11 protein-coding genes and 1 pseudogene are annotated in these 11,766 nt (G+C 35.1%); 3 read left to right on the plus strand and 9 right to left on the minus strand.

Annotated features, from left to right (window positions below; translation table 11 throughout):
• Positions 1-2: 2 nt before the first annotated feature.
• The 4 genes from EV203_RS08510 to fbp all read right to left on the minus strand — a co-directional run bounded on the left by EV203_RS08510 (position 3) and on the right by fbp (position 5,271).
• Positions 3-1,592, minus strand: coding sequence for a response regulator (locus tag EV203_RS08510; protein ID WP_132040060.1), 1,590 nt, complete (start codon positions 1,590-1,592; stop codon positions 3-5).
• Complete coding sequence (locus EV203_RS08515; RefSeq protein WP_132040062.1) at positions 1,570-3,051, minus strand: sensor histidine kinase; 1,482 nt, start codon at positions 3,049-3,051, stop codon at positions 1,570-1,572. The genes EV203_RS08510 and EV203_RS08515 overlap by 23 nt, the downstream gene beginning before the upstream one ends.
• 13 nt (positions 3,052-3,064) lie before the next feature.
• Positions 3,065-4,072 (minus strand): substrate-binding domain-containing protein, encoded by a 1,008-nt coding sequence (locus tag EV203_RS08520; RefSeq protein WP_132040064.1) that lies wholly within the window; start codon positions 4,070-4,072, stop codon positions 3,065-3,067.
• A gap of 110 nt (positions 4,073-4,182) precedes the next feature.
• On the minus strand, positions 4,183-5,271 hold the full coding sequence (gene fbp / locus EV203_RS08525) for a fructose-1,6-bisphosphate aldolase/phosphatase (RefSeq protein ID WP_132040066.1): 1,089 nt from the start codon (positions 5,269-5,271) through the stop codon (positions 4,183-4,185).
• Positions 5,272-5,478: 207 nt separating this feature from the next.
• Here fbp and EV203_RS08530 point away from each other — a divergent pair, with 207 nt between their 5' ends.
• Positions 5,479-5,907 carry a PPC domain-containing DNA-binding protein gene (locus tag EV203_RS08530; protein ID WP_132040068.1) on the plus strand — a complete coding sequence of 143 codons (429 nt, stop codon included), beginning with the start codon at positions 5,479-5,481 and terminating at the stop codon, positions 5,905-5,907.
• Between the two features lie 11 nt (positions 5,908-5,918).
• On the opposite strand, the gene EV203_RS08535 is transcribed toward EV203_RS08530, so the two are convergent.
• Genes EV203_RS08535 through EV203_RS08545 form a run of 3 tightly spaced genes read right to left on the minus strand, consistent with a single transcriptional unit; the run spans position 5,919 to position 8,546 of the window.
• Positions 5,919-6,983 (minus strand): NAD(P)/FAD-dependent oxidoreductase, encoded by a 1,065-nt coding sequence (locus EV203_RS08535; protein ID WP_132040070.1) that lies wholly within the window; start codon positions 6,981-6,983, stop codon positions 5,919-5,921.
• A gap of 2 nt (positions 6,984-6,985) precedes the next feature.
• Positions 6,986-8,086: an NAD(P)/FAD-dependent oxidoreductase gene (locus EV203_RS08540; protein WP_132040072.1), complete on the minus strand. Its 1,101-nt coding sequence runs from the start codon at positions 8,084-8,086 to the stop codon at positions 6,986-6,988.
• Position 8,087: 1 nt separating this feature from the next.
• Positions 8,088-8,546, minus strand: coding sequence for a ferritin family protein (locus tag EV203_RS08545; RefSeq protein ID WP_132040074.1), 459 nt, complete (start codon positions 8,544-8,546; stop codon positions 8,088-8,090).
• Positions 8,547-8,644: 98 nt separating this feature from the next.
• Between EV203_RS08545 and EV203_RS08550 the strand changes: the two are divergent.
• Both EV203_RS08550 and EV203_RS08555 read left to right on the plus strand, forming a co-directional pair.
• Positions 8,645-9,165 (plus strand): annotated as a pseudogene (locus EV203_RS08550) (hypothetical protein).
• Positions 9,166-9,248: 83 nt separating this feature from the next.
• Positions 9,249-10,001, plus strand: a complete 753-nt coding sequence (locus EV203_RS08555) for a DUF881 domain-containing protein (RefSeq protein WP_132040076.1) — start codon at positions 9,249-9,251, stop codon at positions 9,999-10,001.
• An 11-nt stretch (positions 10,002-10,012) separates the two neighbouring features.
• Here EV203_RS08555 and EV203_RS08560 read toward each other — a convergent pair whose 3' ends face one another.
• Positions 10,013-11,122, minus strand: a complete 1,110-nt coding sequence (locus tag EV203_RS08560; RefSeq protein WP_132040078.1) for a GNAT family N-acetyltransferase — start codon at positions 11,120-11,122, stop codon at positions 10,013-10,015.
• Positions 11,095-11,715, minus strand: coding sequence for a DedA family protein (locus EV203_RS08565; protein ID WP_009610009.1), 621 nt, complete (start codon positions 11,713-11,715; stop codon positions 11,095-11,097). Before EV203_RS08565 ends, EV203_RS08560 begins: the two co-directional genes overlap by 28 nt.
• Positions 11,716-11,766: the final 51 nt, after the last annotated feature.

Raw genomic sequence — 11,766 nt, forward strand, 5'->3', positions numbered from 1 at the left:
TCCTACACCCCCTCTTTGAACTCTGTGGGCGTTACCCCTGTGACCTTCTTAAAGATTTTGCTGAAATAATTTGGGTCACTGTATCCTACTTTGTAACTCACTTCTTTTACACTTAGGCTTGAATTTTTTAAAAGTTCTTTTGCCTTTCGTATTCTCAAATTTGTAAGGTAATCCACAAAATTTTCCCCTACCTGTTCTTTAAAAAACTTGCTAAAATAGTGATAGCTCATGTTTACTTCTCTAGCAGCATCTTCTAAACTTATGTCTTTGCTAAAATTTTCTTCAAGGAAATTTATTACTTTCATTGTAATATTATCCCATTTCTTTTTGTTAACTACTTTTATATTTTCCACAATGTCTTTTAACATTTTTATAAAAACAAGCTTTAATTCTCTCAAATCCTCTATTTTCAGCAACTCTTCAATTTGTGCTATTTCTTCTTTAAAACTTCCTTCTTCAAGGTAATAGTAGAAACTCCTTCTTATTATTCCCACGAGCTCTATCAATTTAGACTTAATTTTTCCTGCATCTTTATCATATTCTAAAATCATCCATTCATAAATCTCATCAAAAACTTTAAAAGCTCTAGCTAAATCGCCTTCCACAAGTCTCTCAATAAATAATTTTTCTTTATCCAGAGGATAAGGAAAGTGCGATATAGTAGAAGTGCCAACTGCATCATCAAAATGGACAATTGTATCATCGGGAAAAAGTTTTAAAGCCATCTCTGCTTCATAGTAAGATTTCACTATGTTATTGAAGCTATACTCTCTGCCGATTCCTACTCTTAAATTTTCTTTTTCTGACCCTTGTAAACTTTCCAGAACTTTATTGGCTATTTTCACAGAAGAGTTTTTGACCTCAAAAGGAGTTTTCTCTTCTACAGGAAAATAAACACAGATTTTATCCATAAAAAAGGGCCCCAATATGCATTTACTTACCCCTTTTAAAAAAATTCTCAAATGCTCATACAGGCTTTGCCTTTTAAGGTTTACTTCTATGCTCTTTTCTCTTTCATTACTAGTATCAGATCTCATGAGAAATATCATAATATATCCCTTTTCCAGCTTCATATCAAAGATTTCTTCATAAAAATCTAAACTACCTCCGACATATCCTCCAAATAGCACCGTGTACAAAAACTGTTCTTCCAGATAAGGCATAATTTTATTGATTTTCTCTCTAAGTTCTATTTCTTTCAGTACTGCTTTCCTTCTTTCCTCTATGACCTTTGAAGCCTTTTCAATAACTTCTATTATTTTGTTTTTATTCAGTGGTTTTAAGAGGTAATCCATAACTCCTAAATTAATGGCCTCTTTTGCATAATTAAAATATTCGTAAGCTGTAATAATCACAAAAATCATCTCTTTGTGCCTTTCTTTAATCTGCCTTATCGCTTCTATTCCATCAATTCCAGGCATTCTTATGTCCATAAAAATAAGGTCCGGCTTTAACAAATCTGCCTTCTCTATAGCTTCCCTGCCAGACTTAGCTGTGCCCACAATTTCAGCCTGTACATTGTTTTTTTCTATTATAAACTTAATAGAATCAAGGACTATTTGCTCATCGTCAGCTATTAACAACTTGACCATAATTCCTTTCACCCTTTTTATCAGGAATTTTTAAAGTGACTTTGGTGCCTTTCCCTATCTCACTTTTTATCTCGATAACATCCTCTACACTAGATATGTCATAAAAAACGAGCAATCTGTGTATTATATTGTGCATGCCAATACCTGTAACATGCTTTTTATCTACATCAGGACTATCAAGCGCCAGAATAGCCTTTATCTTTTCCTGCTCCATTCCTACACCATTGTCAGCAATTTCTACCAGCACTTTTTCACCTTCTTTATAAGCCTTTAAAACAATTAATCCGTCTCTTTCTACATCCTCTAATCCATGGATAAAGGCATTTTCTACCACAGGCTGAAGTATCATGCATGGCATTTCCAAATCTAAAACCTCTTCTTCTACATCCAATTTAAAATCTATCTTATCTCCAAAGCGAGTCTTTAAAATGTAAATATAACGCTTGACATTTTCTATTTCGTCTTTTAAAGTCACAGTAGAATCCAGCTTTTTCAAATTATACCTAAAAAGATTAGCCACATTTTCTATGAATTCGGCCGATTTTTCTGCACCTTCCATCATGGCAAGTTGGGCAGCAGCATTTAAAGTATTGAAGAGAAAATGAGGATTTATCTGAGATTGAAGGGCTTTTAGCTCTGCCTCTTTTATCTTCCTCTCCATCTCAGCCTGTTTCTTTATCTCACTTATATATTTTTTTATGTTAACTACCATTTTGTTGAAGGCTTCAGACAGCACTTTTATCTCATCGTTTGTTTTAAGTTCAATAGGCCTCACTTCAAAATCTCCTTTTGATACCCTTACAGCAAGGTGGGATAAATCAATGATAGGTTTTGTAATCTTATATGTGAACAAAAAAGCCAGGAATATACTAAACCCAATAGAGATTAAGATTAAGAATATATTCAAATAGCTCAGATACTCCATATTCTTTGTAATTGAAGCATATTTTGCTGACCCTTCCTGCAACTTGTTATTTAAAAGATTTGTCATATAAAATTTTATATAATCGCTTATTTTAATGGATTTTGTGAAATGGTCAATATATTCACTAGTAATCCTCCCTCTCTTAGCGTTTACAGCCGCATCTGCCTCTTCAAGGAGTTTATTAATCATATTAGCTATATCCTTAAGCATAAGGCTATCTGTATCATAGTAATTCTGACTTAATATATCAGAGGCCTTGTTTTCTAATTTATTGTACAAAGAGTAGTAATTTAAAAGCGCATCAGAGGATTTTGTGGCAAGATATCTTTCTACTTCCGTTTCCAGCATATTTACATCTGAATTTAAATTGTTCAAATACACATAATCTACGAAGATCGATTTAAGCTTTTCTATAGCTACCTTAGCGTTGTAATAAGAATAAAAGCTGGTCATACCCATCAAGACAGTTACAATAAGATAATAAATTATCAGCTTTTTGCGAATTCCCCCTGCTTTCCACAAGTCTCTAAGCATCTTTTGCACCTTCTCAGTCTAGTGATTGGATTCTCTTGAAATATTCGTTAACATTTTCTTTAGTAATGACATTCACTCCAATGTCTACAAAAGTAGAGACTGTATTTTTTTTCTTAAACTCCACCATCGCCTTTACACTTTCATACCCTATTTTATAAGGGTCGCTCATAACTGTCCCGTATATAACGCCTTTTTCAATGTATCTTAAAATATCTGGAGTATCGCCGTATCCCACCACAGTAATCTCTCCTACCTTGTTAAAATCTACAACCACTTGAGCTGTGCCAATTGTATCAACAGAATCTGTCACATATATAGCGTTTATCTTATCCTTTCCGCTTATAATAGATTGAGTAATCTCTTCTGCACTCAAGGTCCCGAGTTTTGATGTATAAACTCTAACCACTTTCATTTCCGGATAGTTCTTTATTGCGTCCAGAAAGCCGTTAATCTTAAGATTTTGATTGACACTATCCAACTGATAGTCATTGCTGACAATTATGGCTATGTTGGCTTTTCCCTTTGTCGCCTTTGCCATAAGTCTTGCAGCTTCTTCTCCCAGATGAAAGCTGTTCGTGCCTATAAAAGCTTGCCTTTTGCTGTCCTTCGCATCGTTTTCCACTGTGATAACAGGAATACCCTCTTTATAGGCTTCTTCAATTAAATTTGCAAACTCTTCATTGTTAGCAACATGGGTAATTATTCCGTCAACTTTTGAAAATATAGCAATTTCCAAGTACTTAAGCTCTTCTTGTATGTTATTGAACTTGGGAGCATTGAACTCAAGTGCCACATTGTAGTACTTAGCCGCCTCCATCGCTCCCATTTTTATTTCCTTCCAGAAAGGATCTACTGAATTTTGTCCCACCATGTAGAAATGATATTCAGGTACTTTGGCAAATATAGGCTTTTGAGCAGTCTGAAATTTATACAGCAAAAAGGCTGAAATAGAAATGGCGATAATTGATACTATTATCACTTTGTCAAGTAATTTAAAAAATTTCTCTTTTAACGTTTTCATGAAATTACTTCCTTCCCTTCGCAATTGTCCCTTGATATAATGATAAACCATCTTTTTCGGTATATCAACGCTAAAAATCTGTTAAATTAAAAAAGGTGCGAAAACGCACCTTAGTCCTTCTCCCACCTGTCCTTCAATTTTTCCATTAGATGAGGTAAAGTAGTATACTCCAGTTCCTGAAGTGGCAATCTGTGAGGTTCAAAGGGCCCCAGAGTTCTCATGTAATCTGCTATTTCTAATGCTTTCTTCCTAGCGCTGTCAAAGGCTATGTCTTTAAAGAGGTCTTGTGGTCCTATCAACTTCCCTTCCTTTAATTGAAATCCCAGAGCGCACACTCTAGGAGGCCCGTCAAATCTGGTAGGAACTGCATCCTCCAAAGATACAGGAATCATAGGGCCAGTGTGAGACCCTCTCATCCATCCAGAAACAAGGTGAGGGTTTGCAAAGGCTTCTAAAACCTCTCCCACAGCAGGAAGTCCATTCTGGCACCTCACAATGAGCACAGGGTCATCTTTCCCTATGTATTTCCCTGCCATCAAATTCATCCTTTGAGTGGAAGAAACTGCTGCTATTTCATTGTTTTTTGTATACACTTTTCTTATACAATATCTCCCCGTCGCCCCTATGAAAACAAGCATATCATAAAGCTCTTCTGGAGTGTTAAAAACTATTTTTTTCCCTTCATACATATCATAAACCTCAAATTTAAACCCCTGATGCATTGAAGGGTCAATTATAAGCCCTGCAGTGTTGAAAGGGTCAGCAAACATCTTGTAAAGAGGCAAATTCCAAGCTCCCGGCTCAGTTTTATCTGCAATAAATATCACCACAGGCTCACTTTTTCTCTCTTCAAATTCCATCTCTGCAACACCAGGTCCCATACCTTTTATATTGCCAGAAAAAGAATCTTTCAATAGGTCTTGCCCTGCACCGTATAGCTTTAATTCCCTTGCCCTTTCTGTACATGCTAGAAAAGTGTCCCAGGCTAATTTATGAATTTTTTCACTGTCCACTCCTTCTCTGTGAGTCATTATGAGCTGTATGTCGTCACCAACTCTTGTAACATGAAAATCAATTAGCATATCACCTTTTTCTTTCAGCATTTTTTTGGCAATTTCTAAAAGGTCTGGATGAACATCTGTATGCCCTACATATCCGCCGATATCCGCTTTGATAACTGATAGGGTGATTTTGCTCATCTTCTTACCCCCTTTTATTTATTATGTTACATTCTATGAATAATGCTATACTTCTTATACTTTAATTTTAAATTATTATGACTCTTTTTTCAATAGTATGTCCTAAATTCTTTCCGTTCATTTTAGAAATAGTTGAAGGAATTTTTAAAAGTCTGTCGAAATACTAGTGAGTAGTGATAAAAACCCAAAGAAAGGATGGGGATGTTTATGGGCTATAAGAATGTATCAGTTGAAAGGAGATTTATTGGAAGATTTCCTCATGGAAGCGATTTGCTTCAAGAAATTAATAAGCTCATCACTCAGGAAAATATTCTATCCGGAGAAATAAGAATAATTGGGGCTGTATCAAAAGCAGTATTTGGATATTATAACTCAGAAAGCAAAAACTACATCTACATCTCAAAAGATGAACATATGGAAATCTTAAATTGCATAGGAAATATCTCCGTAAAAGATGGAAAGCCCTTTGCTCACGTCCACATAACTTTAGCAGACAAACACGGCAATGCATATGGTGGTCATTTGATGGAAGGGACAATAATATTCGCTGCAGAATTTGTAATAACTGATTACGGTGACAATAAATTAGAAAGAGTCTATGATGAAACAACAGGACTGCAATTGTGGAATATATAAGCCCGGCTTTCTTAGCTGGGCTTTTTTATTATTCTTGTAAGAAATGGAATATACTTTATTACTTCTACATTGGTTTTGTAAATAAGATTTTTTACAATAGGATTACCAATTATACTCAAAATTCTATCATAATCCTCGTTTGTCATTTCATCCATTGCTCTTCTCAAATCCACCATCTTCTGTATTTGTGTTATTATACCTTTTACTTTTTCTTCGTAATCTTCTCCTTTAACAATTGAAGTAGCACAATAAAGAGCTGTCTTTATAGAATTAACAAGTCCAAAGCCAAAGGCGGGTTCTAAAAAACCTCCCGCATTGCCTATAACATAAATATTATCAATCTTATGATTTTTAGCTAAACAACTTCCCACTTCTGTTTCAAAAGTTTCAATCATCCTATAATTTAATTTTTCGTGATACAAAAAAGTCTGCCACATATCTTCAATTTCTTCCTTTAAGGTATACGTGGATACAAGAGTTATTGTGGCTTTGTTGTTTCCAACAGGTACAAGATAGGCAAAACCTGACCTTGCATAAAGCCTGTTAAACCACACATACACAGTATGGGGGTCAAAATCACCTAAAGCAATCCCCCCTTTAATCCTAGAAGAAACTATATTTTCACATTGCGTGAGCTGTTTTACTATCATATCATTTCCAGTGGCAATTACTACATAATCATATATTTTACTTAGCTTTTTATAGTCCGCATTTGTATTAAAGAGTATTTTTGACTGCACTTCTTTAGCCAATTGATTTTCTAAACTTTTTTCACCTTGTCCTCTTTCAAAAATGTACCCTAACTTTCCTTCAACTTTGATTTCCTTCTTAGGTGATTTAATTACCACTTTTTTTATTTCATTCAATGGCTCAATTGACATCCCCAATTGGCTTTTTAAAAAATTTAAAGGGTCTTTATGAGGTCTGTGCATAACTTGCAATATAATTTCTCCAAAAGAAAATAGGTTACCAATCCTATGTTTTCTTTCATATATCTCACAGCTTACTCCTAATTTCTCAAGGCCTAAAGCACAACTTAAACCAGATATTCCTGCTCCAATTATTGCAACTTTCATTTTCATACCTTCTTTCTCTGTGTATAAGGTTTATTGTGTTTTCTGTTAAAAGTGTACTTCATAAAAGTCGCACCATATTTTATCGCATTAAAATTAGTATGGTATATTAACTTTTTTATGGGAGGAAAAGTTAATACTTTTATAAACTTATCTAGCTTGTCATTGTCCATCAGGTCTAAAGCCTTTCTAAATTCCAACATCTTTATGTTTGCTTCTGACAAAGGCTTGATCTCTTTTTCAAAATCGCGGCCTTTTAATATGCTTTCTGCAGCTATTACACCGCTTAAAATAGAATTAAAAGTGCCAAAACCCAAAAAAGGCTCTATAGCCCCTCCCGCATTCCCAACAAAAAGGAGGTTTTCATATTGATGAGGAAAACAATTGCCTGAATCATGAGTCAAATCCACCATATTAATAATATCCACATCTAGCTTTTCTACTTTTAAAAAAGTATCCCAGTAATACTGCAGTTCTTCCTTAGAAATATAGGGTATGACCATTGCAAGAACAGCCCTTTTTTCATTATAAGGCATGAGGTATACATAACCACTTTTTGTGTAAAGGGTATTTATCCACATAATAAGAGTGTTGACTTCAAAATTCCCTATCACACTGGCAACTCTCACCCAAGTACTTACTAATTCCTGCCAGCATCCCAGCTCTTTTGGAATCTGAGAATTACCTGTAGCAATAATCACATAATCGTACTTGTCCTTCAAATCCTTATAATCAGCCTCCACATTAAAATTCACTGGAACAACCAATTTTTTGTACAACTGATTTTCTAAAGAATCCTCACTTTGTCCTCTCAAAATCATGTATCCTAAATTATTTCCTGACACAATTCCTTCCACGCTAGGTCCTTTCATTACAATCTTTTTAATTACGCTATTAGGCAAAATCTCTATCCCGCACTTTTTCTTAAGATATACCAAAGGGTCCCTGACAGGCCTATTTATAACTTTCAAAAGACCTCCTACATGATTAAAAAGCTCTCCCACTTTATCTTTTCTCTCAAAAATAGAAGGCATAACTTTGTACCTTTGAAAGGTGATAGCTGCAGCCAAACCAGAAGGCCCAGCCCCTATTATTGCAATCTTCATTTTAGCTCATCTCCGGCCTGTTTAAGACTTTATTATTCGGAATAGAAGGTTTAGACTCCAAGCTTTCAATCTCTATTTGCAACAAAGAGATAAATCTCATCACATCATCTCTCATCTGTGTAAAAAGTTGTCTCACGTAAGGGTTTGGAATATTGACCACTGTCTCATTGTAAAAAGCTTGAAGGTTGACAAGATTTTTTAAAAGGTCTTGAAGCATGTCCAGAGGTTCCTGTGACATGTTTTTCTTAACAGTAGAAGTTATATTAAGTTCCTTCTGCGCTCTTTTTATATCCTGATGATGATTTTTTACCATAGTCTCCATTTGTTTTAGTAAAGCCTTTATTTGACTGTCAAAGCTGCCAGTTTTATATTCTTTTACTTTCTCCAGCAAAATATTTTCTAATTTCCGAGCCTCTATAAAACTACTTAAAATCATTTCCTGTTGCGTTATCTTCTGCATACTCATCCCGCCTTTTTAATTATCTTCTCACAATTGAAATTTTTATATACCTGTTTAAAATGGGAAATACGTGGAATATTAAGATTGAGGTGAATAGGATGGGAAATCTTGATGAAATAAAAAAGTTAATGGAAGAACTTATAAAAAGTGAGAAAAAAGAGAAATGGCGAGCAAAGAAATGGAGGAAGTTTTAGAAAAGTCAATTTCAGAAATAAAAAATATACTCCTTACAATAAAAAAATACATTGGCAGTAAAAACATAAAATTGAGAAGTTACAGCGGGAAAATTTTTGAGGTAGGAGAAGGCATAGTAATTTTTGATAAAAGCATTGACGAAAAGATAATATTAAAACCTGACAACAATTTTTATCACTACAAAGTAAAAGGGGAAGAATTAACCGCTACTCCCATTCCTGACCTTAAGATTCACGATTACATCACTTATGACACTTTATTTGAAACAGTGAAAAATTCTCTCAAGCGTTGCATTCAGAAGAACGAGGAGGAAATACGCCTTTACAAAAACACAGTATACAAGATAGACAAATACAACAAAGAGCTTGAAGAAATACTCTCATTAAAAAAGTCCGTAGAGGGGAAAATGGAAAGTGATTTGTAACATTTTTGTAATCAAAAGTTAATAATTTCTTAATAAATTTTAATAATTTACGTGGTATAGTTAATTTAGAACTATAAAAGGAAGTGGAGAAATTGAAGGGAAAGCTATTGCAAATTTTGAGCTTATTTTTGGTTTTTGTCACAATGGGATTCATGATTTCAATGCAAATTAAAACTGTTCAAGGAGGTATAAAGCAGCCTCTTCCCCCTGTTTCTTCCACCAACTACGCCAGAGTAGAGGAACTCACACAGCAGCTTAAAAAAGTTCAAGAGGAAAAGCAAAATTTAGAACAGCAATTGGCAGAACTTACAAAAAGATTTCAAGAATACGAAGAAGCAGCTTCAAAAAATGATGCCGCTTTGAAAAACCTTCAGAAGGACGTTGAAAATTATAAAGCTCTCGCTGGCTTCACAGACATGGTAGGTCCCGGAGTAATAGTCACAGTAAGTGACAGCGACCTTCAGCCCCGCGAAGGAGAAGACCCAAACCTTTACTTAGTTCACGATGAAGACCTTCTAAACATAGTAAATGAATTAAAAGCAGGGGGAGCAGAAGCGATAGCGATAAATGATCAGCGCTTGATTGCTACTTCTGAGATAAGGTGTGTAGGCCCTACAATAAATATAAATTCAACAAGATATGCACCACCTTACGTGATAAAAGCCATAGGAAACCCTGAAACTTTAGTAGCTTCCTTAAAATTAAAAGGTGGAATAATAGAAACATTAGAATTTTATGGTATTAAAGTGGATATACAAACATCAGATAAAGTGGTAGTGCCTGGATACAGCGAACCTGTAAAATTTTTCTATGCAAAACCCATAAACAACCCTTAAAAAAGACAGGTTTATCCATTAAACCTGTCTTTAATCTTTTTTATAATTCCATTTTCCACGATAACGCATTTACACAGAAGCTTACCCAAAAAAGTAGGCTTTGAAGCCACAAATCTCATATTCCTCTTCTTCAAAGATGTCCAATTCCTCTTATACTCTTCATCTCCCCTTAAAAAGTCAAACACTCTGTCCCCTTCTTCAATAGAATGCTTAATGGCAAGCCCTACCGCTATGTTCCCAACACTCCTTTTGCTGTACTCAATATCGTATCCGCTTATATAATAGTACCTAATACCACCTACGTGATAGCTTAAAAGGCTTGCTACTGTCTTAACACCGTCTTTTAGTTCAAATAGGCTAAGCTCTCCTTTTAAGAACATATCTTCTGCTACGTCTTTGTGAAAATCCCTTATCCTCTTTGAGTAAAAAACCCCTGGCATGTGTTTTTGCCTCCACCTTTTCTGGTGAAGGTTTATCAAAGTATCCATTGCTCTATCCACCAGCTCAAAATCTCTTACTACGTAAAAGCTAGCATCGTACTCTTTAAAAAATCGCCTGACCTCATAATTTAAATTGCGCCTGAATTTGCCCTCCAGCCCTTCAAGGTATTCCTCCCACGTATCAGGCAGTTCTATATAAGGGCATATATCCTGCACTTCATAATCATAATAGAGATTACTGCCCATTATATACGGGAAAAATTCGCTATCTTCAGGAATATGCTCTAAATCAAGCACTGTCAAAGAATCAATTCTCTTTTCCAAAAAATCTACAATCGCAGTGTAAAACTGCTTTTCATATCCACTTCTCACAATAAAATCTAAATAATCGCTGTTTGTAGAACCGATGAATTTTATCCTCTTGGCAAAAAGGCCCTTTTCAAAATAAGTTATCATAAAAGGAGCAATACCTATAGGAATAGTTCCTTCATAAACGACAATTATTTCCAAATTTTTGCCGTGCCCAAAGTATTTCCACCAGTTTAAAACCCACTCAAACGTATTAAAAGGATACACTTTTCCCTCTTCTTCTAATTCATGCCAAATATCCTCTATTTCCAACAATCCAGAAATATTTGTAATCCTCTCAACTGTCATGTGAGATATCTTTCTTTCATCCAAAGCACTACCCTCCAAACCACATATAAAAATATTATAAACCCTATGGTAGATACAAAATATACCCAAAGGGGCTGACTCTTGGTCAAAAAGTCCACTTTTATAAGCTGCTTTGCTGCCAGATAAGATATTAAAGTCCAAAAGGAAGACCATATCAAATCAGCAATTGCAGAAAAAATCACATAAACGGTAAAATTCATTCTGGTAATCCCAGACGCCCAAATAGCAGGAGTGCGCGGCAGTCCCACCAGCCTTCCAAGAAGAACAGTAAAACCGCCGTACTTCGCAAACCATTTATCCATAGCCTCTAAGTCTTTCACAGTTATTTTCAAATACTTGCCGTATTTTTCTACAACTGGCCTTCCCTTGTAATATCCCACTAAATAGGCTATCACATTTCCAGTGACATTGCCTAAAGCTGCTACAAGCACTATAGCAACTAAATTCATCTCTCCCTTTACCGCAAGGTATGCTGCTGCAAAAAATAAAATCTCCACAGGACCAGGAAGTCCAGTCCCCTCATAAGCAAGCACAAGAAAAAGGGCTATGTAGCCGTAGTTTACTACAGCGTTATATAAAAAAGATTGGCTTTCCATGGCTTCACCATCCGTTATATTTTTCAAGTTTTATTATATCATAAAAAATTA

The sequence above is a fragment of the Caldanaerobacter subterraneus genome (genome assembly GCF_004345675.1).
In the GTDB taxonomy this organism is placed as follows: Bacteria; Bacillota; Thermoanaerobacteria; order Thermoanaerobacterales; family Thermoanaerobacteraceae; genus Thermoanaerobacter; species Thermoanaerobacter subterraneus.